We start from the raw sequence: 24,634 nt of genomic DNA, 5'->3' as shown, positions 1-24,634 counted from the left end.
GGGCCTGACGACAGGCCCCCGCGCGTTCACTTGCCCTTGGCGGAGCACTGCATCGCGCACATCAGATCGCCCACCGCGCACCCGCAGCCGCCGCGCTTCGGGGCCGGGGCGGCGGGCGTGGGAGAGGCCGCGCCGGACTGCTGCGCCTTGCCCCCGGTGCTGCCGCTCGCCGGACGCGCCGGCCTCGATCCCGCGCGCGCGCCCGCTGCCGCCGGGGCGGCGGTCGGCGCCGCGGTCGCGACCGGCTCCGCCGTGGCGCTCGCGATCGCCGTCGCGGTGGGCGCCGGCGGCGGCTCGGGCTCGGGGGGCGCCGTCGTCGCCGGGGCCGCCGCCACGGGCGGCGTGATCTCGGCAGCGGTGGGCGCCGGCGCTTCGCCGCCGCCCTTCATCAGGAGGAAGACGCCTGCGATCGCGATGCCCGCGATCGCGATGCCGGCGCCGATGATGATCGGCGCCCGGTTCTTGGCAGGGGCATCGACGGTCGGCGGCGCGACGGACGGCGCCCGCGCCGTGGTCACGATGGGCGCGCTGAGCTGGAACAGGCCGCCGTCGCTGGCGACGATGCTCGCGACCGGCGACGGCGCTCGGACGCCGGCCCCCGAGGCGAGGGCCTTCAGGTCGATGAGGCCGGAGTCGTCCGAGGCGCTGACGGCCGCCCGTGCCGGAGCAGGGGCGGCCTTCGCCGTGAGGGCGCTCAGCGAGAACAGCATCGAGTTCTCGTCGCGCTGGCCAGGAGCAGCGCCGCTCTTGAAGAGCGGAGCGCTCGTGGCCACGTCGTCGGAGCTGGGCCGGTGCGCCTCGGGCCCCGGGCTCGCGCCGAAGAGGTCCTGCGTCGGGCGCGCCGGATCGCGGCGCACCGCCGCCGCGCGAGGAGCGGCCGCCGCGACCGCCTCGACCCCCGGGGACGTCGGACCGACCGGCGCGGCGGCGCTGGGCACGGACTGCGACTGCACGGGCGCCGAGTCCTGCGCGGCCACGGAGGCCGGGGCGCTGCCAGCGTGCAGCGCCGCGACGATCGTGTCGACCTGGCCGAGCGGCTGCCAGTCGGCCATCCCGTCCGCCCAGATGTACGTCTCGGCGTTGATCGTCCCCGCCTGATAGCTGGCGACGATCTCGGCCACCGTCATCGAGCGTTGATCGCCATCCGCCACGTTGACCAGGTACGTGGTCCCGTCGGCCGGAATGCTCGTGCCGGAGACCGGATCGGCGACCCCGCCGCTGGTCGTCACGCCCGAGCTGTTCACGAGGATCGTGGCGCCGCATTTGCGGCACTTGATCTTGACGGTTCTGCCTTGGACCTTCTCGTCCGAGACGGTGTATTTCGACTGACAGGACTGGCAGGTGATCTTCATTGGGGGCTGGCCCGCAGGGGTGTGGTGCCGGCGAGGCGTCGCGTAGAGTTTACCTTGATGCCGCGCCGGTGGCCCGCTCTCTGACGTGCCAGTCGCGCGTCTGATCTCGCAGCTCCGCTTTACGATAGCCGAGGTCGTCGTCCCTTCGTAAAGCACAAAGGGACGAGCCGCCGACGTAACCGTTGTCGGGACGCATCGTAGGAGCCCGCAGGCCGGCGCCTGGAGTGAGACCAGCCGCCGTGCGGAGCGCCTCAAACGCCGGTGCTCGGTGGGGATCTGGCTCACACCCAGCGGTGCCGGGGTCCGGCAGGGCTGGAGTGCTGCCGTACGGCAGGACGGCGCGGCGAGAGATCCCCGTTCAGGCGTCGCCGCGCACGGAGCCGAGCTCGTCGAGGCTGGGCTCGTCGGCCACGACCGGCACATCGTCGACCGGGTCCTGCGGCTCGACGCTCTCGCTCGGCCCCTGGGCCTCGTGGCTGCCCACGTGCTCCCCGTACGCCTGCAGCTTCGAGTACAGGCCGCGGCGGCTGATCCCGAGCACGCGCGCCGCGCGCTGCTTGTTGCCGCGCACGGCCTCGAGGGTCAGGAGGATGAGCTTGCGCTCCGCGTCGGCCAGGCGCGTGCCGACCGGGAGGCGCAGCACGAGCGGGTGCTCCGCCGCCTCACCGGCGTCCCGGGGCGGCTCGGCCTCGTGCACGCCCGCCTCCCCCTGCGGCCTCCGCGGGAGCGAGGCAGGGCCCGTGGAGGGCGGCGCAGGCGGCGCTGTGACGACGTGCGATGGCGCCGGCTCGGAGGGGACCGCCATGTCGGACACGTGGACGATCGGCACCGACAGCGGCTCGGCCGGCTCGGGATGGACGACCGGCGCCGCGGCCCTCCCCGTCGAGATGCTGTCGTAAGAACGCCGGGCAGACCGCCGCTCGATCCGGCCCTGGCCGAGCTGGACGTCGTTCGCCGAGACCAGCTCGTTCGACGCGAAGAGCGCGGTCTGCTCGATGACGTTGCGCAGCTCGCGGACGTTGCCCGGCCAGTCGTGCTCCGTCAGCCGCTCGACGGCGGCGTCCGAGAGGCGGCGGGCCGGGGTGCCGTAGCGCTTGGCGAACTTGAGCAGGAAGCGCTCGGCGATCGGCAGGATGTCGTCCCGGCGCTCGCGCAGCGGCGGCAGCGTCACCGTGAACACGTTGAGCCGGTAGTAGAGGTCCTCGCGGAAGACGCAGTCGTCGACGAGGTCGAGCAGATCCTTGTTCGTCGCGGCGACGACGCGCACGTCGGCCTCGATCTCCTTGCGGCCGCCGACGCGGGTGAACCGGTACGTCTCGAGCACGCGGAGGAGGCTGACCTGCACGGCAGCGTCCATCGTGCCCACCTCGTCGAGGAAGACGGTGCCGCCGGCCGCCGCCTCGAACTTGCCCTCCGCGGCCGCGAACGCGCCGGTAAACGAGCCCTTCTCGTGACCGAAGAGCTCGCTGCCGATGAGCTCGCGCGGGATCGCCCCGGTGTGCACCGGTACGAACGGGCCGGCGCGACGGCGGCTCCGGTTGTGGATGGCGCGCGCGACGAGCTCTTTGCCCGTGCCGCTCTCGCCGACGATCAGCACGGGCGCCATCGTCGCGGCGACGCGATCGATGCGGGTGAAGACCTCCCGCATCCGCGTCGAGCCACCGATCATCCCCTCGAACACGAGCTGCCCGTGGAGGGGATCGTCGTCGTCGAACTCGGTCGGCGGCGACGAGAGCAGCTCGCGCACGAGCAGCACGAGGCGGGCGGGATCGAGCGGCTTCTGCAGGTAGTCAGCCGCTCCCAGCTTGAGGGCGTCGACGGCGCTCGTGATCGACGCGGCGCCGGTGACCATGACCACGTGGGGCGGCGGCGCCTTCGGCTCGGGGCCATCGAGCTCGCTCGGCGAGAGCCGGCGCATGAGATCGACGCCCGTCATCCCGGGCAGGTTGAGATCCGTGACGAGCACGTCAGCCGGCGTCCGCTGATGGATCTCGAGCGCCTGCTCGCCGCTCGACGCGACGACCACGTCGAGCCCTTCATGGCGCAGCACCGCCTCGAGGATGGCTGCCTGGTCAGGCTCATCCTCGACGAGGAGCACCCGGCCGTGGTGGCTGTGGCTCCGGTGCGGCGAGCGCGCCTGTCCGCGCGGAATTGCAGCAGAAACTGCGTTCGGTCCCAAAGCTTCCCTCCCAGCTCGGCGGACGGACGGCTCGGCCCCGTGCGTTATGAAACGTGCCGTTAAACTTGTAGCTCGCGCGGGCCCCTCATCAACTCGGGAGTTGCCTCCTTCTCGGGTGCAAGGCCCCCCTCACATGCCGTCCGTGACATGTCGTTCCTGCGCAACGGACGCGACGCCCCCGGATCGCTGACTCCTGTGGTGACACGCCGCCGCGCGCATCACCAGCGCTCGATGATGCCGTACGCGATGCGATCGGCCAGCGCCATGCACGTGAGCATCGGGTTCACGGCAGGACTTCCAGGAAAGATGCTCGTGTCGGCGACGTAAACGTTGTCGAGGTCGTGGCAGCGCCCCTCCTCGTCGACGACCCCGTCCCGCGGCCTCCGCGACATCCGCGCCGTGCCGAAGGCGTGGTTCGCCGCGGTGATCGTGTCGCGCCCGTCGAGCCGCTTGCTCTTCAAGATCTCGGCTTCCTCCGGCGACGTCAGCTCGTCGGGGACGCCGTGCAGCCCGGGCAGGATCGACGCGGCCCCGGCCGCCCAGCAGATGTCGGACAGGATGCCCAGACCGCGCTGGATCTTCTCGACGTCGCGCGGTGCGTAGTCGAACCGCACATCGGGATCCCAGCTGCCGCGCTTCGGACGGACCGTCCCGCGCGACTGCTCGGCCGCGATGATCACGTCGAACGGCGCCATCCGGTTGTAGGTCCGGAGGTGACGCTGGTAGTCGTACCCGAACCCGGGGAACCGCGCGGCAAGCACGGCGGGGGGCGACCAGAGGACCTCGAGCTTGATGCCCTGCTCGAGGAAGTGGAGCGAATGATAGCCCTGGGTCGCGCCCTCCCACGGATCGGTGGGATCCGGGAACACCGCCATGATGGCGAGCCCCGGGTGGAGCTGCAGCTCGTTGCCCACGTGGCCGCTCGAGTTGGCGGCGCCGCTGCGGAGCAGGATCAGCGGCGTGGCCATGCAGCCCGCGGCGAGCACGACGAGCTTCGCCCGGATCTCGACGGGCGCGCCCTCGCGCCACGTGAAGGGCTCGATGGTGCGACCGCGCATCCCGGCGGCCCGCCTGCCCGAGACGAGCAGGTGCTCGGCGCGGACGCTGGTGAACACGCGCGCGCCTGCCCGGATCGCGGCCGGGACGTACGAGATGTCGGTCGACATCTTCGCGCGGTTGCGGCACCCGGTGAAGCACTCGCCCGAGCCGCGGCAGCCGCGCACGTTGCGGTGGGTCGGCTCGCTCGACAGCCCCAGCGCGTCGCAGCCGCGCTTGAAGCGCAGGTTGCGCTCGCCCTGCACCTCCACTGGCGTCGGCGAGACGCCGAGCAGGCGCTCGACGCGCTGGTAGTGGGGCAGCAGCGCGTCGAGCGTGATCGCCGCCGTCCCCGCTCGCTCCGCCCACTTGTCGAACACCCAGGCGGGCGAGCGCGCGCAGATCGCCGAGTTGACGACCGAGCCGCCGCCGAGCGCGATCGCCTGCATGGTCGGGATGAGCATGCGCCCCCGGGCCGCTCGCATCCCGCCCTCGCGCAGCGTGCGCGCCAGCGACTCGCCCGCCTCCTGCCGGAAATCCTCCACCCCGAACGGCGGGCCTTCCTCCACGAGGATCACGTCGCGCCCCGCCTCGGCGAGCTCCTTGGCGACGACCGCCCCGCCCGGCCCCGACCCGACGACGAGCACCTCGCACGAGGCCTGCACCTCGCCGTCGTAGTCGGCGAACACCTTCACCTGGGAGCGCGGCTCGACGGGCGGGAGCGGCTCCACCTCGGCCCTCGAGCGGAGCGTGGCCCCGGAGAGCAGGCGCTTGTCGCCGCGATCGGGGTGCGCGGAGCGCGGCGGCTCCTGAGGGGCGGGTAGCTTCATGCCGTCACCCCCGGCGCGAGCGACGGGGGCTTCACGGCGACCGGCTCTCCCGACGCGCGCGTGGCGGCGCGGCGCTCGAAGGGCGTGGCGCAGCAGGCGACGCCGATCGCGCGGGCGACCTTCTCGTTCGCGAGGTAGCCCATCGAGAGCATCGTCCGGAGCGAGAGGAACGTGACCCGCCGGAGGTAGATGCAGCTCTGCGACATCGACGCGAGCACCGCGATGCGATCGGCCTGCGGGAGGCGCGTGAAGCGGGCGCGGCGCGGCCCGAAGACCCAGGGCGAGAGCTCGACGAAGTGGAAGAGCAGCCGCATGTACGGCCGCAGAGGCCGCGGCGTGCGGGCGACGTAGTGCTCGATGTACTCGACAAGCCCCGCCTCGGTGCCGGAGACCGGGATCGGGCCGCCGGCGGGAAAGAGCGCGTCGGCGCAGGCAGCCACGATGGCCCGCTCCCTCACGGAGAGCGCGCGGGAGCGCGCCCCGGGGGGCGAAGCCCGGCGGGCGAGGCCCACGGCGGCGGCGAGCGCCGCGAGGGCAATGACGAGACAGATCACGGGCAGATGCGCAACGAGCTCGCTCATCACTCGACTCCTTCCTTCCCAGCGGGAAGCCATCGCCTGGCTGCCTCGACAGCGTAGTCCGACGCCCAGAGTGCGCAATTTCGTTCGCGCTGCGTCGGGGTGTTCGCACACCGTCCTGTCCTGATTTACGCAGCCCGACGTTGCGGCTGTGACAGTCGCGGTATGGTCGGCGCCCGATGAGCGAAGAGCCGAAGAGCGCCGTGGACATGAGCGAAGAGGCAGGAGGCGAGGTGCCGATGGAAATGGAAGAGGAGCGCCACACCTCGCCGGCGCGCGACCTGCGGACGTGGCTCGCCGGCGCTCCCCTCCCCGCCTGGCTGCAGCTCACGCTCGGGCTGGCCGTGCCGATGCTGATCACGCTCGTGGCGGCGCTGCGCGTCGCGAGCTTCACGATCGACGACGCGTACATCTCCTTCCGGTACGCGGAGAACCTCGCGAACGGAAACGGGCTCGTCTACAACGTGGGCGAGCGCGTCGAGGGCTACACGAACTTCCTCTGGACGGTGCTCCTCGCCGCGGCGGTGAAGGTCGGCGCGACGCCGGAGGCCGCCGCGAAGGTGCTCGGCGCCGCCTGCGCCTGCGGCGCCCTCGTCCCCACCTACCTCCTCTCGCAGCGGCTGCGCCCGTTCTCGAACGTCCCCTGCCTCGCGACGTGGCTCCTCGCGACGAGCATCCTCTTCTCCGGCTACGCGGTGTTCGGGCTGGAGACGCCGCTCTTCCTCCTGCTCACGCTCGGCGGGACCGAGCTCTTCTTCCGCGAAGAGGACGCCGCCGCCTCCGGCGGCGCACCTCGGCCCGCGCTCGCCTTCCCCTGGTCCGGCGCGGTGTTCGCGCTCGCCGCGCTGACCCGCCCGGAGGCGCCGCTATTCCTCGGGTTGCTCGTCGTCTGGCACGCGGAGCAGGCGTTCTCGCGGCGGAGCGTGCTCCGCCTGCTCACCTTCGCGCTCCCGGTCGCCGCGCACCTGCTCTGGCGGCACAGCTATTACGGCGAGTGGCTCCCGAACACGCTCGCCGCGAAGACCGGCAATTTCTCGCATCAGATCCAGGGCGGCAGCGACTACGTCCGCAAGTACGCGCAGCACGCCGGCACCTTCCTCTGGCTCGGGCTCCTCTCGGTCGCCTCGTCCATCGTCCACCGGCGCCGGAGCGGCCTCGCGCTCGCGTCGATCGCGCTGCTCTTCGGCGTGTACGTCGTCTTCGTGGGCGGCGACTGGATGCCGTACTTCCGGTTCCTGGCCCCCGCGGAGCCGTTCGCGTTCCTGCTCGCCGACGACGCGATCCGCGCGATCGCCGCGCGCCGCGAGCGGGCAGCGTCGCTCGCGATCGCCGCGTTCGGCGCGATCACGCTGGCGACCCGCACCGGAGAGCTGGTGCGGGCCCAGCGGAACCTCCTCGTCAACGACAAGGGCTTCTGGGACGACGCGGCCGGGCGCACGGCCGACTGGCTCGTCCAGAAGGGGGAGCCCGGCCCCATCGCGGTCGCCGACATCGGCTACATCGGGTACCGCACGGGCTTCCCGGTCGTCGACATGCTCGGGCTGCTCAGCCCCGAGGTCTCGCGCCTGCCGGGCGGGTACACGCACAAGGTGGGGACCGGCTACACCGACGCGCTCTTCGCCAAGAACCCGCGCTACTTCGTGATCATCGCCTCCGGGGCCGACTGCAAGAGTCCGACGGTGCCCTCCTCGCGCGCCTCGTACGGCGATCCCAGGTTCAAGAAGGACTACAAGCTCCGCCAGGCCATCGCCCTGAAGAAGGGCGGCGCCTGGTGCATCTACGGGAAGACGTCGTACCCCTGACGATCGACGGAGCGGCCGCTCGCCCCGCCCCGCGACCGCCTCACCGGGACGCTCGCCCTGCGCCTCGCCTCAGGGCGCCTCTCCCGGCCGGCGCTCCTCGCCTTCCGCTCCCGCGCCGGCCGTCGCGGCGGCCCAGAACGCGCGCACGTCCTCGATTCGCTCGGTCCGGCGCGCGTCGGGCAAGCTGTCGAGCAGCACGCGGCCGTAGCCGCGCGTGCGGACCCTGCGGTCCAGGATCGCGACGATGCCCCGATCGGTGCGCCCGCGGATAAGCCGGCCGAAGCCCTGCTTCAAGGTGATCGCGGCCTGCGGGACGCTGTAGGCGATGAACGGGTTGCCGCCGCCCTGCTCGATCGCCGCGCACCGGGCCGCGACGACAGGATCCGTGGGCACCGCGAACGGGAGCTTCTCGATGATCACGAGGCGCAGCGCCTCGCCGGGGACGTCCACGCCCTCCCAGAAGCTCATCGTCGCGACCAGCACGGCGTGCCGCTCGGCGCGGAAGCGGCGGAGCAGCGCGCCCTTCGGCGCGTCCCCCTGCACGAGCAGCGGAGCCGGCTGCCGCGGCGCGCCCCCGCCCGCCCGGGCCTCGGCCGCGGCGCGCGCGAGCCGGACGCGGAGCGCGGCGGCCAGCGCGTTCATCGCGCGGACCGAGGTGCAGAGGACGAACGCGCCGCCGCCCGTGATGCCGATGAGCTCGGCGATGCGATCGGCCCCGCGCTCGACGAACGCCGCGTCGGTCGCCTCGGGCAGGTCGCGCGGCGTGTAGAGCAGCGCCGCGTTCGGGTAGTCGAAGGGCGATGGAACCGTGAGCTCGTCGACCGGCACCGGCACGTCCGCGTCGAGCCCCATCCGCGAGCGGAGGAAGCGGAACCCCGACCCGGCGGAGCCGCCCGTGGTCAGCGTGGCGCTCGTCAGCACCACGGCGCCGATCCGCTCGAAGACGTGCTCGCGCAGCATGTGCCCGAGATCGACCGGCGACGCGCCGAACGAGACGGCGCGGCCGCGCACCTCGACCCACGTGACCTGGTTCGTCCCGGGGTCGACGATCCGCGCGGCGTCGTCCCGCAGCTGGGCGGCGCGGTTGCCGACGAGCTGCACCGCCTCGCTGCTCGCGTTCGCGCTCGCGTACCCCGCGAGCGCCTCGAGGTGGTTGTCGAGCCGATGGTAGGCCCCGAGCAGCTCGCCGGACCACGCGTCCCTGGCGAGCGGGACCCGGGAGTCGCCGCGATCTCCGCTGCCCGCGGCGCCGCCGAGCGCGGCGAGCCGATCGAAGAGGGCGTCCGCGGACTCGCGCACGATGGCCGTGATCGCCGTCCCCTCGCCCCGCCCGAGGATGCGGTCGGCGAGGCCCGACGTGATGAACGCGCGGTCCGCGTCGCGCAGCATCGAGTCGACCCGCGCGCGCGAGACGCGGACGCCGAAGAAGCTCGTCGCGATGTCCTCGAGCTGGTGCGCCTCGTCGAAGATGACCGCATCGTACGGCGGGAGCGCGCCCGCGCCGGCGAAGCCGCGGCGCGCCCCGGCGATCTTCAGGGCCAGGTCCGCGAAGAAGAGGTGATGATTGACGATGAGGAGGCGCGCCGCCTCGCTGTCGCGCTTCATCCGCGTGACGAAGCACTCGTCGAAGTAGTCGCACGACGCGCCCAGCCGCGTCTCGCTGGACGACGCCACCTCCCGCCAGACCGGATCCCCCTCGGCGAGGTAGGCGAGCTCGGCCACGTCGCCCATCTCGGTCTCCTGCGCCCACGCCTCGATGAGCGGCAGCGAGCGCCCCGCGGTCCCGGCGCCCGCGCCGGGGCTCTGGCGGAGCTCGTTGAAGCGGCGCAGGCAGAGGTAGTTGCCGAGCCCCTTCACCAGCGCCGCGCGCGGATCCAGCCGGAGGTGCTCGGCCACGAGCGGCAGATCCTTCGTGTAGATCTGGTCCTCGAGCGCCTTCGTCGCGGTCGAGACGACGACCTTGCGGCCGCTCAGGATGGCGGGGACGAGGTACGCGAGCGTCTTGCCGGTCCCGGTGCCCGCCTCGCAGAGGAGGATGCGGTCCTCCGCGATCGCCCGCTCCACGGCGCTCGCCATCGCGACCTGCCCCTCGCGGTCCTCGTACCCCGGCAGCCCGCGCGCGAACGGGCCCGAGGGCCCGAGCAGGCTCGCGGCTCGGTCGAAGGGCATCGTTGACCGCTTACCGCGGCAGGGCAGTCTTCTCGAGCGAGAGGGCGAACCCCACCTCGCCGAGGGCGAGCTCGAGCGACGCGACCGGCTTCTCGAACTGGACCTCGCACCAGGTGTCCAGCGTCCGCTCGGCGTCACCGGGGTCGCGGACGTGCAGGAGCGCGGCCTCGCCCTCGGTGTAGCCTCGCGCCACGGCGGGCTCGGCCATCCGCCGCGCCCGCTCGAAGAGCTGCTCGTCCGTCGCGCCCGGGAAGTCGTTGCGCTGGGCGCGCACGACGAACCCGACCCGCAGCGGCTCGGCGCCCACGACGATGCCCGAGTCCATGAGGAGGTTCTCCCGCACCCGCTCGGCGACCTGAACGGCGTCGCCACGGGTGCGATAAACCTCGAATCCGGCTTGGAGCAGGGCCTTCTTTATCTCCGCGGGTGTCGGCATCTTCCGCTGGTTTCCGGCTACCCCCAGCTGCGAGCAGGACCATCCATCGCAAAATTACGGGTGCCTCGTCAAGCTGCCAGCGCTGACCGGGGTGGGGCGCTCTGGCGGGCCGGCGCGTTTGTGCCCGCTCACGAGCTCGACCGTGACGACCTCGACGCCCCGTCGTCCAGGCGACCCGGGACCTCTGCCCCCTCGGGGGCATCCAGGAAGCAGACCCCCACGATCGACCCGTCCGGCTCGTCCTGCACCCACATGATCCGACCCGGGCGCGGAGATCTACCGTCGAGCCAGACCGTTAGCTCCGTGCCGGGGTCGAGTGAATTTTCTATCACCACCCGGAGCCCGCCGACGCTCATGTTGAGCGTCCAGCCGGAGACGGCGCGGTCGGCGGCCTCGAGGCGGACCCGCTCGCTCAGCTCGCGGCGCGGGCTCCTGCGACGGTTGGCCAGGAGCTCAGGGGGAATCTGGAGCGACGGGGGAGTGAGGGTTCTGCGTCGAATCACAGAAGAAATTTACAAGCACAAGCCGTGCCCGAGGACAGAAATATTGGCTACGGCTGATATCCAGCAGGGACGGGAGCGTGGGACCGCTCAGTGGGCTTCGGCATGGTCGGGCTTGTGACCGGAGCCGTCGTTCGGCTCCTCGAAGACGGAGACGGGCTCGAGCAGGGACAGCTGGTCGCGTTTGATGCCCACGCCCTTGTCGGAGAAGAAGAGGTCGTTCTCCTGGAGCCGCGATCGCACGCGGGCGATGAACAGGATAGGCATGCCCGCCTGCGTGTAACCGAGCTGCACCAGCGTGCCCTTCGGCCAGTTGCCGCCGTCGAACGAGAGCTCCTTGCGCAGCGTGTAGAACCCCTCGGCGGGGAGACGCTGCAGCGAGTCCGCCCACGTCGTTCCCCGGAACGCGACGGCGGGGCCGTGGAAGTGCCAGCGGTTGTGCACGTTGTGATCAGGCGTCGTGACCGTCGGCAGACCGTTGTCCGAGTGGTTGTGGAAGGAGACGAGGATGCCGGCAGGCACCTTGTCCTCGTTTCCGGGGAGCGGCTTTGTCGTCAGGTAGAGGCCGCAATCAGGGAGGTGTGACTTCGAGCTTGCCATGGCCTGTGCCCCTAGCCCCGCTCTCGACCGCCGTAAAGACACGCCGTCGACGCCGTGCTATGCCGCGCCTGGCCAAGGCGGGAGGCCGCTCGAGGAGCGAGCGGCGCACGCCCCGGGAGCAAGCCCTTCGTGAACAGATTGAGCCAAATCTTCGGCGCTGCCATCGTCATCGCGATCGCCGTCGTCTTCATCGTCCAGTTCCGCCCGAGCACGGGCCCCGTGCAGTCGACCGCGAGCAGCTGCGCCGTCGAGGTCCGAGGCAGCTGCATCTCCTCGGTCGACTTCAATGCCTCGAGGAACCTGCTCGCGATGCGCGCCGTCGACGAAAACCGCCTCCGGGCGATGGGGTACCGGCGGCTCACAGCGGAGGGGCTCTACGAGCGGTGGCTGCTCAACGAGGACGCGGAGCGCCTCGGGATCAGCGTCTCGGACGACGAGCTCACGGCCGAGCTCGTTGCCGGCAGGGTGCGTGTCTCGCTGCCGGCGGACAAGATCCGCCAGGTCGGTTACGCCCTGAATCTCCGGGAAGACCTGATTCGCTACCTGGACGTCCGCAACCGCCAGACAAAGAAGTTCGACAGCAAGCAGTACGAGAAGCAAATCCGGAACATCACGAAGATGAGCCCGACGGACTTCCGCGAAACTCAGCGGAAGGAGCTCGTCGCCGCGCGGATGCGCGACCTCATCCGCGCGCGGGTCCGGGTCGGTGAGAGCGAGGCGTTCGAGCAGTTCTCGCGCGAGAAGTCGACCCGGACGCTCGGCTACGTGCGCTTCGACCGGCGCTTCTACAGCGACCTCATCGTCGACACCTCGGAGAAGGCGATCCAGGCCTGGGCGGACGTCAACAAAGAAGAGCTCGACAAGACCTGGGAGGGGCGCAAGGCGCACTATCTGCCCGAGTGCCGGGTCGCCCGAGACCTCATGGTCGAGGTGCAGCCCGCGGAGGCCGAGCAGGGGCCGGAGGCGGGCAAGGCCGCCGCGAAGGCCCGGATCGAGGCGGCGGTCCAGCGCCTCAAGAAGGGCGAGGGCTTCGCCGACGTGGCGCGCAGCGCGAGCGACGATCCGAGCGCGGCGCGCGGCGGCGAGCTCGGCTGCGTGACCAAGGGCCGGCTCAGCAAGCCTGTCGAGGACAAGCTCTTCGAGATGAAGGCGGGCGAGGTGTCGGACCTCATCGAGACCGAGGACGGCTTCCACGTGCTCAAGCTCGAGCAGATCGCGAAGGACGCCGACGCCGAGAGGATCGGCCGGCTGGAGACGGCGCGCGACCTGTACATCGCCCACGAGTCGGAGCGGCTCGCGGCCGAGGCCGCGAAGCAGGTGCTCGCCGCCGCCGCGGGCGGCAAGTCGCTGGAGGACGCGCTCGCCGCCTACCTGGCCCAGCTCGCGCCCGCGCCCGCGAAGGACAAGGCCGGCGCCGCCGCGGGGGCGCAGCCCGCCGCCGCGAAGCAGGACGGGAACAAGAGCGAGGGCGCGAAGGACGGCGGCCAGGCCGAGCCTGGCGAGGCGCGGCCGCCCTACACGATGGCGAACCACCCGAACCGGCCGACCGTCGAGACGAGCTTGCCGTTCAACGTGTCGGGCTCCCCGATCACGGACGCGAGGGACAGCACCGAGGCCGCGCGCATCGCCTTCCAGCTCGACAAGCCGGGCGCTCTGCCCAAGGACGTCGTGGCGCTGGAGAACGGCTACGCCGTGATCCAGCTCAAGGAGAAGACGTCCGCGAGCCAGGAGCAATGGGACAAGGACCGCGAGTTCTACACCGCCGCGATGCGCGCCGCGAAGCAGAACGACGCGCTCATCGGGTACATGCGCCGGCTGAAGTCGACGATCGGCAGCGAGGTGAAGTACGACCAGAACCTCCTCAAGGAGTCCAGGCCGGCCGAGGACGGCTCCGGCGAGTCGGAGCTCCCGCTCGGGGACGAGGGGGAATGACGTCGCTCCCGCCGCGTGACGCTCGCGACGTCCTCCTCTCGAACGGCCTCAAGGTCGTCCTCGTCCCGCAGCCGCACGTTCACCGGGCGGTCGCCTCGCTCTACCTGCGCGTCGGCTCGCGGTTCGAGAACCAGGAGAACAACGGGATCTCCCATTTCCTGGAGCACATGGTGTTCCGGGGGACGCCGACGCTGCCGTCGGCGCACGCGCAGGCGCTCGCGTTCGAGCGACTCGGCGGGACGCTCTACGCGGCGACCCACGTCGACCACGGCGTGATGAGCATCTCCGTGCCGCCCGCGAACCTGGAGCCGGTGATCGCCCTGCTCGGCGAGGTCGCCACGTCGCCCCGCTTCACCGCGATCGAGGTCGAGCGCGGCATCGTGCGCGAGGAGATCCTCGAGGACCTCGACGACGAGGGGCGCGACATCGACCCGGACAACAACGCGCGCTCCCTCATGTACGAGCGGCACCCGCTCGGCTTCACCATCACCGGCGGCATCGACGCGCTCGATCGCTTCGACGAGCCGATGCTGCGCGCCCACCACGCCCGGCACTACACGACGGCGAACGCGGTGCTCTGCCTCGCCGGGCGGCTCGATCCAGACGCGTGCGCGCGGGCCGTCGAGCGGCACTTTGGCGCCATGCCGCGCGGCGAGCAGGTGCCCGCCGCGCCGCCGCCGAACGGACAGAAGAAGCCGAGGTTCCGCTTCATCGAGAACCAGTCGAGCCAGACCGAGCTGCGGGTCGCGTTCCGTGGCGTGAGCGAGCGCGATCCGCGCGAGCCCGCCGTGGAGATGCTGCTCCGCGTCCTCGACGACGGCATGTCGACGCGGCTGTACGAGCGGATCTGCGACCGGCTGGGCCTCTGCTACGACGTGTCGGGGATGTTCGAGGCCTACGAGGACGACGGGGTCGTCGACATCGCCGCGGGCGTGCAGCACGACCGCGCGACCGTGGTGGTCCGGGAGATCTTCTCGCTGCTCCGCGAGCTCTCCGAGGTCGGCCCGCGCGAGGACGAGCTCGCCAAGGCGCGCGACCGCCACCTGTGGTCGGTGGAGGCGATGCTCGACGACGCCGAGGCGACCGCGGGCTTCCACGGGCTCGCCGCGCTCGCCGACATCACCCGCACCCCGGAGGCGCGGCACGAGGAGCTCGCCCGCGTCACGGCCGAGGACGTGCGCAACGCCGCGCGCGCGCTGTTCCGGCCGGAGCGCCTCACCGTGGTGGCCGTGGGCCTGCTCCGCTCCTCGGAAGAGGCGAAGCTCGACAAGGCCGTCCGCTCGTTCGGCTGATCCCGTCCGCAACTTCAGCGGCTCCCGTCCAATCGCTCGACTGAGCCCGTCCGCGCCTGACTGGCGGACGTCCGCGTCACCGCACGTGCGCTCCTGCGCGTGAACTTTCAATTTGCATTCATGCGCATCGATACATATATGTGAACCGTGATGACGCTCACGGAGGTCTCGGCCGAGCCGATGGGGGCGGTCGCGCGGTGCGAGCTGTACCGGCTCCTTTCGGATCCGGTGCGGGTGCGGCTCCTCGGCCTGGCCGCAGCGGAGGAGCTGGCGGTCGGCGAGCTGGCCGAGCTGCTCCGTGAGGGCCAGCCGAAGATCTCGCGCCACGCGGCCGCGCTGCGCGAGGCGGGGATCCTGCTGGCGCGCCGTCAGGGCACGTGGACGCTGCTCCGCCTCGACCCGCGCGCCACGAGCGACCCCGTTGTCGACGACGCCGTGCGCGCGGGGCGGCGCGCGTGCGCGGCCGACGGGACGCTCGCGCGCATCGAGGAGGTGCTCGCGGCGCGCGACGCCGAGACGCGCGAGTTCTTCGCGCGCGGCGGGCGCCCGTTGCGCCCGGGGCCGCCGTCCGAGCTCGCCGCGTACCTCGCCGCGCTCGCGCCGCTCCTGCCCCACCGCCGGCTGGCGGTCGACGCGGGCACCGGCGATGGGGCGCTGCTCGAGGTGCTGTCCCCCGTCTTCGACCGCGTCGTCGCGCTCGATCGCGCGAGCGCCCAGCTGCAGCTCGCGGGCGAGCGCCTGCGGCGGCGCAGCCTCGAGAACGTCGAGCTCGTGTGCGGCGAGATCGACGGGCCCGAGGTGATCCAGGCCGTGGCCCGCGCGCTCGGCGGCGGTCCGCCGGAGGCCGGCGAGGCCCTCTCCGGCGGCGCGGACGTGGTCCTCGCGGCCCGCGTGCTGCACCACGCGCCGCAGCCGGCGAGGGCGATGCGCGCCCTCGTCGAGCTCGCGCGGCCGGCCGCGCCCGGCCGCGGCGAGGACGCCGCGCACGCCCGCGGCGGCGCGGTGTGCGTGCTCGATTACGAGGCGCACCACGATCAGACCCTGCGAGAGCAGGAGGCGGACATCTGGCTCGGCTTCTCGCCGGACGACCTCCGGTGCCTCGCCGAGGAGGCCGGGCTCTCCGGCGTCGAGATCCGGCGGCTGCCGTCCGCCTGGCAGGGCGAAGGTCCGGATCGACACCTCGTTTGGCAGCTGCTCGTCGGCTGGCGCGGCGCGCGCTCGAGCGCATTCACCGGAAAAGGCAAAGGGACACCATGACTGCTGAGAAAAAGCTCTCCTACAAGGTCGCCGACATCACGCTTGCTGACTGGGGTCGCAAGGAGATCCGCATCGCCGAGAAGGAGATGCCGGGCCTGATGACGCTCCGGGCCGAGTACGGCTCGTCGCAGCCGCTCAAGGGCGCGCGCGTCGCCGGCTGCCTCCACATGACGATCCAGACCGCGGTGCTGATCGAGACGCTGGTCGCCCTCGGCGCCGAGGTCACCTGGTCGAGCTGCAACATCTACTCGACGCAGGACCACGCCGCGGCGGCGATCGCGGCGGCCGGCATCCCGGTCTTCGCCTGGAAGGGCGAGACGCTCGAGGAGTACGACTGGTGCATCGAGCAGCAGATCTACGCCTTCAAGGGCGGCAAGGGGCCCAACATGATCCTCGATGACGGCGGCGATCTCACGATCATCGCCCACGAGAAGCACCCGGAGCTCTTCGCCGGCACCGACCCGATCCGCGGGCTCTCGGAGGAGACGACGACGGGCGTGCACCGGCTCTACGAGATGCACCGCGCCGGCAAGCTGAAGGTGCCCGCGATCAACGTCAACGACTCGGTGACGAAGAGCAAGTTCGACAACCTCTACGGCTGCCGCGAGTCGCTGGGCGACGGGATCAAGCGGGCCACCGACGTGATGTTCGCCGGCAAGGTCGCCGTCGTGTGCGGCTACGGCGACGTCGGCAAGGGGTGCGCGCAGTCGCTGCGCGGCCTCGGGGCGCGCGTGATCATCACCGAGATCGACCCGATCTGCGCGCTGCAGGCGGCGATGGAGGGCTACGAGGTGAAGCGCCTCGAGACCGTCGCCCCGGTCGCCGACATCTTCGTCACGGCGACCGGGTGCGCCGACGTCGTGCGCGCCGAGCACATGACCGCGATGAAGGACGAGGCGATCCTCTGCAACATCGGCCACTTCGACTCGGAGATCCAGATCTCGTGGCTCGAGAAGAACCCCGAGATCAAGGAGGAGAACATCAAGCCGCAGGTCGATCACTTCATCTTCCCGGACGGCAAGCGGCTCATCGTCCTCGCGCGCGGCCGGCTCGTGAACCTCGGGTGCGCCACGGGCCACCCGTCGTTCGTGATGTCGACCTCGTTCTCCAACCAGGTCCTCGCGCAGATCGCCCTGTGGACGGAGAAGTACACGGTCGGCGTCCACCTGCTGCCGAAGAAGCTCGACGAGAAGGTCGCCGCGCTGCACCTGCCGAAGCTCGGGGTCGAGCTGACGGAGCTCACGCAGGAGCAGGCGAAGTACCTGGGCATCCCCGCCGAGGGCCCCTTCAAGGCCGAGAACTACCGCTACTGAGCGGCGGGCTTTCGGCGCCTCCGCCGCTGGGGTAGGCGGCCGAACGATGGATCCTCGCCACAGCAGGGACGAAGCCCAGCGCTACCTCGACACCTACGCCGCTACCTGCGGCGAGGATCTCGCCCTCCGCGTCTACACCTCGCGCCTGCTCGGCGCCGATCCGTCGCTCGTGCTCCACGGCGGCGGGAACACGAGCGTCAAGAGCACGGCCGTCGACCTGCTCGGCGATCGCGTCGACGTGCTCTTCATCAAGGGCAGCGGGTGGGATCTCGCGACCATCGAGCCGCGCGGCTTCCCCGCGTGCCGCCTCGCGCCGCTCCAGCGCGCGTGCGAGCTCGAGGCGATGACCGACGAGCAGATGGTCGCGCTCCTGCGCGGCCAGATGCTGGATCCATCGAGCCCCACGCCGTCGGTCGAGGCGCTGCTGCACGCGATCCTCCCCGCGAAGTTCGTCGATCATACCCACGCGGACGCCGTGCTCTCGGTCATCGATCAGCCCGGCTCGGCCGAGGTCGTGCGCGAGATCTACGGGGACCAGGCGCTCTTCGTGCCGTACGTCATGCCGGGCTTCGCGCTCGCCCGTCGCGTCGCCGAGCTCGTCCGGGCGCGCCTCGCGCAAGGGGCGCTCCCGTCGGTGATGATCCTCGACAAGCACGGGGTCTTCACGTGGGGCGACACCGCGGAGGAGAGCTATGCGCGCATGATCGACGCCGTGACGCGCGCCGAGCGCTACATCGCCCAGCGCAGCGCGATCGTCCCGCACCCGACGGTCGCGGCGCCCGATCCGGAGTTCCGCGCCGCCATCGGGCCGGTCGTCCGGGGCGCGCTCGCCCGCGCCTCGGGTCGCCCCTGGGTTTGCACGCTCCGCACCAGCCTGCAGCTGATCGCGTTCTGCGACCGCGACGACGTCGCGCGGGTCTCGCAGATCGGCTGCGCGACCCCGGATCACGTCATCCGCACCAAGGCGCGGCCGCTCATCGTCGACGGCGGCGACGTCACCGACACGGCGCGCTTCCGCGCGGCCGTCGAGCAGGCCATCGCGAGGTACGTGGCCGAGTACCACGACTATTTCCGCCGCTCCTGCGCCGCGCGGGGCGTCGCCCGCGACGAGCTCGATCCGTTCCCGCGGGTGCTGCTCTTCCCCGGGGTGGGCGCGCTGTGCGTCGGCGGCTCGCACGCCGAGGCGGAGATCGTCGCGGACGTCTACGATCACACCGTCTCGGTGATCGAGGCCGCCGAGGCGCTCGGCGGGTACCAGCCGGTCCCGGAGCTCGACCTCTTCGACATGGAGTACTGGAGCCTCGAGCAGGCGAAGCTGAAGCTCGGGGCGGGGCAGAGGGGCCCGCTCGATCGGCGGATCGCGCTGGTGACGGGCGCCGCCTCGGGGATCGGCCACGCGACCGCGGCGGCGTTCCTCGCCGCGGGAGCGCACGTGGTGCTGGCCGATCGCGACGAGGAGCCCCTCGAGAAGGCCGCCGCCGAGCTCGGGGGACGCCACCGCGGCCGCTGCACGAAGATCGCCTGCGACGTGCGCAGCGAGGCGAGCGTGAACCGGGCGTTCGCGCAGGCCGCGGCGCACTTCGGCGGCGTCGACGTCGTCGTGTCGAACGCCGGCCGCGCGTTCTCGGGGCCCATCCACACGTCCGAGGGACACGAGGCCCTGTGCGCCTCGCTCGAGCTGAACCTGCTCGGCCACCAGAACGTCGCCCGCGCGGCGGCGCGGGTGCTGCTCGCCCAGGACTCGGGCGGCGCGCTCCTGTTCAACGCGTCGAAGAGCGCGTTCAACCAGGGGCCCGACTTCGGCCCGTACTCCGTCGCCAAGGCGGCGCTCGTCGCGCTGATGCGCCAGTACGCCGTCGACCTCGGCCCCCAGGGCATCCGGGCGAACGCCGTGAACGCCGACCGCATCCGGACCGCGCTGTTCGGCGCCGGTCTGCTGGAGGCCCGCGCCCGCGCCCGCAACGTCTCGGTCGACGACTACTTCCGCGACAACCTGCTCCGGCGCGAGACCACCGCCGCCGACGTGGCGCAGGCCTTCGTCTACCTCGCGACCGCCGAGGCCACGACGGGCTGCGTCGTGACCGTCGACGGCGGGAACGCCGCCGCGTTCCCCCGCTGAGCCCGGGTCAGAGCCCCTCCACGCCCGGACCGCCGCCGCCCCCGCCGAGCACGGCCTTGTCAGGTGGATGCTGGGCGTCGAGCCGGATCTTCTTCCAGTCCCCCGAGCGGAACTTCCACACCATGGTCGCCGCGAGGAGGACCACGTAGATGACGCCGGCCCCCCAGATGCCCATCAGGCCGAAGCCGAGCGTGATGCCGAGCAGCCACGCGAGCGGGACGAGGCAGGTGAAGTGCAGGATGAGCTCCACCACCATCACGAACACGGTGTTGCCCGCGCCGAAGAGCGCCTGCGTCAGGATCATGCCGACCGCGACGATCGGCGTGCAGATGCCCATCACCTGGAGCGGCCGGAGCGCCGCGGCCTGGACGAGCTCGCTGCTGCTGGCGAACGCGAGGATCTGCGGGGCGAAGATCGCCTCGAGCAGGCCGACGACCCCGAAGATCGCGAGCCCCAGCCGGACGCTCACCCAGCCGAAGCGCGCGGCCTTGTCGCCGTCCTTCTCGCCGAGCGACTGCGCGACAAGGGTCGCGGTCGACGTGCCGAAGGCCAGGCAGGCGGTGAACGTGAGCTTCAAGATCCCGACGATCACCGTGGTCGCCGCGCCGTAGACCGGCTCGGCGCGGCCGCCCGGGCAGAGCGGCGAGATCACGCCCGCCGGCGCGACCTGGTCGAGCTTGCTGGCGATCGCGTAGAACAGGGCGAAGCCCGTCATGATGGCGACGGTGGCGACGGCGCTCGGGATCGACAGCTTGAGGATCGACCAGGTGAGCGGGGCCGAGAGCTTGCTCGTGGCGAACGGGCGGTAGAGGCGCCGGTACTGCGGCAGGAGCGCGTACACGACCATGATCGCGAGGCCGACGTAGGTCGAGATGAAGCCCGCGATGCCCGCCCCGGCGATGCCGTACTTCGGGATGCCGAGCGAGGCGTTGCCGAAGATGAGCACGATGCAGAGCACGATGTTCAGCGCGTTCATCGCGAGCGCCGAGACGAGGTGGATGTGCGTCTTGCCGATGCCGTCGAAGAACGCCTTCAGGGCGAACGTCGCCGCCATCGACGTCACCCCGAGCAGGCGCCAGCCGAGGTAGTCGAGCGCCGCCTGCCGCGCGTCGGGCACCTTGATGATGACCGACAGGATGTACGGCATCGTCAGGTACCCGATCACGGAGAACGCGACGCCGGCGACGATCGCGAAGAAGAGGGCGTTCGCGAGGACCGCACCCGCGTCCTCGGACCGCTTCTCGGCGAATCGGCGCGCGGTGAACGCCTGCGTGCCGACCGAGATCGCGCTGAGCGAGCCGCCGAACAGCCAGAGGACGATCAGCGACGGCAGGAGCGCCGCGTGCGCGTTCGACGACTCGGGGCACGGCAGGTGCGCGAAGAAGACGATGTCGACCTCGTTGACGATGCTCTGGGTGAGCATCGCCGCCACGGTCGGCAGCGCGAGCCGCAGGATGGCGCGATGGGGTGGGCCCGAGGTAACGGCGTTCGATCCCGGGGCGGACAGAGCTATCTGAGCCATCGCAGGCTGCGCGGTATACAACGCCGCAGCGTGCGCGCGAGAGAAATGCTCCCCGTGGGGCGCAGCTTACTCGGCCTTGGCGACCCGGGACCGCCGCTTGTGACGGCGCCGCTTCGCCTCGGTGGGTTCCTCGTGCTCGTTGCCGTCTTTCTCTGCCGCGTCAGCGTCGCCGCGGGCAGGCGTCGGCGTCGACGGCTCGCGCGCTGAGGACGAGGACGATCGCTCGCGCGCCTTCGACTCGCGCTTCGCGACCTCACGGGAGGCGCGATCCGCCGCGCCGCGCGCCGCAGGCTTGTCCGCCTTCAGCGCCGATCCGCGCGTCGCGACCGCCGGCCTGCGCGGGACGGTCTGGTTCCTGGCGGGCGGCTTCGCCGCGTCGGCCTTCGCGACGGCGGGCTGCGCAGGCGGCGCGACGGCGGCGGGCTGCACGGCCCCTGCTCGGGGCGCGGCCGCATCGGGTCCGGCGGCGGGCGAGGCCACGAGGGCCGAAGGGGCGCCGCTCCCCTGCCCCGCCTCGCTGGGCACGAGCGCGCCGGCTGCGCCGGGCGCCGCCGCATCCGGGGTGACCGCGGCAGCCGGCGCACCGGCCGCCTGCGCCGGTGCGGCGGCCGCGAGGGCCTGCAGCGCCGCGCCGGCCGCTAGCGCCTCCGAGACGACCGCCGGCGCGTCGCCGGGCGCAGCAGGCTGAGCCGCCTCGCCCGACGGAGGGGCCGCCTCGCCCGCGACGCCGAGCAGCGCAGCGGCCGCTGGAACGCGCGCCGCGATCTCGCGCCCCTTGCCCACGACGACCACGCCCGCGAGCGCCATCATGGCGGCCACCGCCGCGAAACCGAGCGCGCGGCGGCGGGCGCGCGCACGCCCGGGCGTGCCCAGCGCCGTCAGGATGGCCTGACGCATCTCGGTGGCGCTCTGGAAGCGGACGCTCGGATGGCGCGCCAGCGCGCGCATCACCAGCTCGTCGACGAAGGGAGGGATCTGTCGGGCCGGCGCGCGCTCGCGGAGGCGCTCGGGGCTGCCCTTGACCTTCGCGTCGAGCAGCGCGACGAGGCTCGGCTCGACGAACGGCAGGCGCCCCGTGAGCATCTCGTAGAGGACGCACCCGAGCGCGTAGAGATCCGCGCGCCCGTCGATGCGCCCCGACGCGGCCTGCTCGGGGGCCATGTACTCGGGCGTCCCCACGATCGCGACCGCGGCCCGCGCCGGCCCCTCGCCCGCGCCCGTCGCGTCCGCGACGCCGTCGACCTCGCCGCGGTCCTCCGAGAGGCACTTCGCGAGCCCGAAATCGAGCAGCTTCAGGCCGGCCTCCGCGATGGAGGGCGCCCCCTCGGCGCCGCTCGGGCGCGTCAGGAACAGGTTCTCGGGCTTGATGTCCCGGTGCACGAGGCCCTCGGCGTGCGTGAGCTCGAGCGCGCTCAGCACCTTGACCGCCATCGCGAGCGCGTCCCTCCAGTCGATCGCGGCCCCGCGGGCAAGCACGGCGTCGAGCGTCGCGCCCTCGAGCAGGTCCATGCCGCAGAACAGGCGGCCATCCGCGGCCATGCCGAAGTCGTGCACCTTCACGAGGTGCTCGTGGGACAGGCGCGAGAGGACGCGCGCCTCGCGGCGGAAGCGGTTCGCGACCACGTCCGTCGCGGAGTGCTCGGCGGAGACGACCTTGAGCGCCACGCGGCGCCCGAGGTCGACGTGCTCCGCCTCGTAGACCGTGCTGCTCGCGCCGGCGCCGATCTCGCGCAGCAGCCGGTAGCGCGTGCCCGGCAGCATGCCCTCGTCGCCGCGCTCGGCCGAGGCCATCGCCTCGGCGCGAGGGCTCACCGGCGTCACGGCCGTGGCGCGGTGCGCCTTGGCGGCGGCGGCGAGGGTCGCGAACTCTCCGCGCGAGCGCCCCGGCTCGCCCGGGAAGAGCCGCTGCATCAGGTGCGCGGCCCGCGCGCGCACGCCGCGCTCGCCGCCCGGCAGCGCGACCGCCGCGCCGAGGAGCGCGGCGAGGTCGCGCGCGGCGGCGCGGCTCGACAGGTACCGGGCCTCCCTGTCGAAGGCCGTGAGCCGCGCGATCGCGGCGTCGAGCGCCGGCGTCGCCCCGAGCGAGAGAGCGATCGGCGGCGGGTCGTTCTGGTTGCGCGCGACCGCGGCCATGTGCGTCTGCGCGTCGCCCTGGAGGAAGCGGCGCCCCGCGCACAGCTCCCAGAGCATGATCCCGAGCGCGTAGAGGTCGACCCGCGCGTCGCCCGGGTCGCCGTTGGCGACCTCCGGCGCGACGTAGCCCGGCTTCGCGAAGACGACGCCCGCGACCGTGTGGCAGCGCCGGTTCTGCCCGCGCGCGGTGCCGAAGTCGATGATCTTCACGTCGCCGGAGAAGCCGAGCATCACGTTCTGGGGCGACAGATCGCGGTGCACGATGCCGAGCGCGGCGCCCGACGGGTCCCTGCGCTCGTGCACGTGGGCGAGCGCCTCGGCGATCATGGTCGCGATCGCGACCGCCTCCGCCCAGTCGAAGCGGTGCCCGAGCTGCACCGCGCGCGCCCGGACCTCGCCGAGGCTCCGGCCCTCGACGTGCTCGACCACCGCGTACGGCTCCCCCGTCGCCGGGTCGACGTCCGCCTCGATGACCTGCGCGACGCCGGAATGCTGGAGCTGCGCCTGCACCCGCGCCTCGTCCAGGAAGCGGGCGATGTAGCTCGGGTCGGACGCGTGCTCGCGGCGGATGATCTTCACGACGACGGCGCGCTCGGCCCCCTCGAGGCCGGTCGTGGAGGCGAGGAACACCTCGCCCATGCCCCCCCGAGCGATGCGCCGCAGGAGCACGTAGCGTCCGAGCGGTCGGGGAACATCGTCCGCAGCGAAGCCGCTCTTGTTGGGCTCATGCGAGGGCGGAAGAACCGGGCGAGGCACGGTCGCGGAGGAGTTCGCCATGAACCGAACCTACCGGATGTAGGACAAGGTGGGCCAACTTCGGGAGGTTCGCTCTGCCGCGCCGAAACGGGCCGCGCTTTCGCGGTGCTCCCGCCGTGCCGCGCCGTTTCGACACAGGGGCTCTCCAGATTATCCACAGGGTTATCCCCACCCTGTCGACAAGTCGCGCGCTCCGGGCGGCCGCCCTGAGCGGCGCCGGAATCCGTCCAGGGAGTCCAGAAAACGCCGCAATCCCCCGAGGCCCCGGCCATTGCTCTCCCCGCTGGCCTCGGCTACTCCTTGGCAGGGATGTCGCGACACGCCGTCCAGCGCCTGATGACCTTGCTGACGTTCGCGTTGGCGCTGGTCCTCCCGCTGCGCGCGGGCGCTGCGATCGTTCCGGTCTGCGAGGAGGACCGGATGACGATCGTCGCTCCCCCGGACGAGCCATCGTGCACCGTCCTGACGAGCGTCGACGACGCGACGGGCGCGACGAGGGCTGCGCCCATCTGCGATCCCCGCGGCGCATCGTCGGTCGCCCCGCCCCGCACCCTCCCGATCACCGATGCGCGGATCGACGCGGTCCCTGGATGCGAGGGGGGCGATCTCTGGCCGAGGGTCGGACCGAGCTCGCGCCATCCCGGCCCTGTGAGCGAGCTCTCCAGCCCGCCGCAGCAGGCGCTGCTCGTTCCGGAGCTCGTCCTCCCTGCCGTGGGCACGCCCGTGGGGCTCTTCTCGTTCCTCGCGGTCCCCGGGGGGCCGCGCTCCGGCGTGGAGCAGGGCGTCTACCACCCGCCTCGATGAGGCGAGCTCGCCGGCAGGCCGTGCT

17 protein-coding genes are annotated in these 24,634 nt (G+C 72.2%); 7 read left to right on the top strand and 10 right to left on the bottom strand.

Features of this window, described 5'->3' with window-relative positions:
- Nucleotides 1-26: 26 nt before the first annotated feature.
- From WMF17_RS15315 to WMF17_RS15300, 4 genes are all read right to left on the bottom strand, one after another.
- Entirely contained in the window at nt 27-1,352 is a 1,326-nt protein-coding gene (locus WMF17_RS15315) for a zinc-ribbon domain-containing protein (RefSeq protein ID WP_437602812.1), read from the bottom strand.
- 358 nt (nt 1,353-1,710) lie between these two features.
- The gene (locus tag WMF17_RS15310) at nt 1,711-3,531 is read right to left on the bottom strand and encodes a sigma 54-interacting transcriptional regulator (RefSeq protein ID WP_437650149.1); all 1,821 of its coding nucleotides are present in this window, start codon (nt 3,529-3,531) and stop codon (nt 1,711-1,713) included.
- Nucleotides 3,532-3,749: 218 nt separating this feature from the next.
- Complete coding sequence (locus WMF17_RS15305) at nt 3,750-5,396, bottom strand: GMC family oxidoreductase (RefSeq protein WP_437650147.1); 1,647 nt, start codon at nt 5,394-5,396, stop codon at nt 3,750-3,752.
- Nucleotides 5,393-5,977 carry a gluconate 2-dehydrogenase subunit 3 family protein gene (locus tag WMF17_RS15300; protein WP_437650145.1) on the bottom strand — a complete coding sequence of 195 codons (585 nt, stop codon included), beginning with the start codon at nt 5,975-5,977 and terminating at the stop codon, nt 5,393-5,395. Before WMF17_RS15300 ends, WMF17_RS15305 begins: the two co-directional genes overlap by 4 nt.
- A 176-nt stretch (nt 5,978-6,153) precedes the next feature.
- Between WMF17_RS15300 and WMF17_RS15295 the strand changes: the two genes are divergently transcribed.
- The gene (locus WMF17_RS15295; protein WP_437650143.1) at nt 6,154-7,776 is read left to right on the top strand and encodes a hypothetical protein; all 1,623 of its coding nucleotides are present in this window, start codon (nt 6,154-6,156) and stop codon (nt 7,774-7,776) included.
- Between the two features lie 69 nt (nt 7,777-7,845).
- On the opposite strand, the gene WMF17_RS15290 is transcribed toward WMF17_RS15295, so the two are convergent.
- The 4 genes from WMF17_RS15290 to WMF17_RS15275 all read right to left on the bottom strand — a co-directional run bounded on the left by WMF17_RS15290 (nt 7,846) and on the right by WMF17_RS15275 (nt 11,481).
- Complete coding sequence (locus WMF17_RS15290; protein WP_437602807.1) at nt 7,846-9,945, bottom strand: ATP-dependent DNA helicase; 2,100 nt, start codon at nt 9,943-9,945, stop codon at nt 7,846-7,848.
- A gap of 10 nt (nt 9,946-9,955) precedes the next feature.
- The gene (locus tag WMF17_RS15285) at nt 9,956-10,381 is read right to left on the bottom strand and encodes a hypothetical protein (protein WP_437602806.1); all 426 of its coding nucleotides are present in this window, start codon (nt 10,379-10,381) and stop codon (nt 9,956-9,958) included.
- Nucleotides 10,382-10,509: 128 nt separating this feature from the next.
- Nucleotides 10,510-10,884 carry a PilZ domain-containing protein gene (locus tag WMF17_RS15280; protein WP_437602805.1) on the bottom strand — a complete coding sequence of 125 codons (375 nt, stop codon included), beginning with the start codon at nt 10,882-10,884 and terminating at the stop codon, nt 10,510-10,512.
- Between the two features lie 87 nt (nt 10,885-10,971).
- Nucleotides 10,972-11,481 (bottom strand): hypothetical protein, encoded by a 510-nt coding sequence (locus tag WMF17_RS15275; RefSeq protein ID WP_437602804.1) that lies wholly within the window; start codon nt 11,479-11,481, stop codon nt 10,972-10,974.
- 129 nt (nt 11,482-11,610) lie between these two features.
- Between WMF17_RS15275 and WMF17_RS15270 the strand changes: the two genes are divergently transcribed.
- The 5 genes from WMF17_RS15270 (at nt 11,611) to WMF17_RS15250 (ending at nt 19,394) form a co-directional block, all read left to right on the top strand.
- Nucleotides 11,611-13,413, top strand: coding sequence for a peptidylprolyl isomerase (locus WMF17_RS15270; RefSeq protein WP_437650141.1), 1,803 nt, complete (start codon nt 11,611-11,613; stop codon nt 13,411-13,413).
- Nucleotides 13,410-14,705, top strand: coding sequence for a M16 family metallopeptidase (locus WMF17_RS15265; protein ID WP_437602801.1), 1,296 nt, complete (start codon nt 13,410-13,412; stop codon nt 14,703-14,705). The genes WMF17_RS15270 and WMF17_RS15265 overlap by 4 nt, the downstream gene beginning before the upstream one ends.
- 150 nt (nt 14,706-14,855) lie before the next feature.
- A complete protein-coding gene (locus WMF17_RS15260; RefSeq protein ID WP_437604257.1) occupies nt 14,856-15,962 on the top strand; it encodes an ArsR/SmtB family transcription factor in 1,107 nt (368 codons plus the stop codon).
- Entirely contained in the window at nt 15,959-17,275 is a 1,317-nt protein-coding gene (gene ahcY, locus WMF17_RS15255; RefSeq protein WP_437602800.1) for an adenosylhomocysteinase, read from the top strand. The genes WMF17_RS15260 and ahcY overlap by 4 nt, the downstream gene beginning before the upstream one ends.
- A 46-nt stretch (nt 17,276-17,321) precedes the next feature.
- The gene (locus tag WMF17_RS15250) at nt 17,322-19,394 is read left to right on the top strand and encodes a bifunctional aldolase/short-chain dehydrogenase (RefSeq protein ID WP_437602799.1); all 2,073 of its coding nucleotides are present in this window, start codon (nt 17,322-17,324) and stop codon (nt 19,392-19,394) included.
- Nucleotides 19,395-19,401: 7 nt separating this feature from the next.
- Here the strand turns inward: WMF17_RS15250 and WMF17_RS15245 are convergent, their stop codons facing one another.
- Both WMF17_RS15245 and WMF17_RS15240 read right to left on the bottom strand, forming a co-directional pair.
- Nucleotides 19,402-20,916: an MATE family efflux transporter gene (locus WMF17_RS15245; protein ID WP_437602798.1), complete on the bottom strand. Its 1,515-nt coding sequence runs from the start codon at nt 20,914-20,916 to the stop codon at nt 19,402-19,404.
- Between the two features lie 66 nt (nt 20,917-20,982).
- On the bottom strand, nt 20,983-23,826 hold the full coding sequence (locus WMF17_RS15240; protein WP_437650139.1) for a serine/threonine-protein kinase: 2,844 nt from the start codon (nt 23,824-23,826) through the stop codon (nt 20,983-20,985).
- A gap of 288 nt (nt 23,827-24,114) precedes the next feature.
- On the opposite strand from WMF17_RS15240, the gene WMF17_RS15235 reads away from it, so the two are divergent.
- A complete protein-coding gene (locus tag WMF17_RS15235) occupies nt 24,115-24,609 on the top strand; it encodes a hypothetical protein (RefSeq protein WP_437602796.1) in 495 nt (164 codons plus the stop codon).
- The last annotated feature ends 25 nt before the right edge of the window (nt 24,610-24,634 follow it).

This window comes from Sorangium sp. So ce362, assembly GCF_051519845.1.
Lineage (GTDB): Bacteria > Myxococcota_A > Polyangia > Polyangiales > Polyangiaceae > Sorangium.
This window is presented reverse-complemented; position numbering and strand designations above follow the sequence as displayed.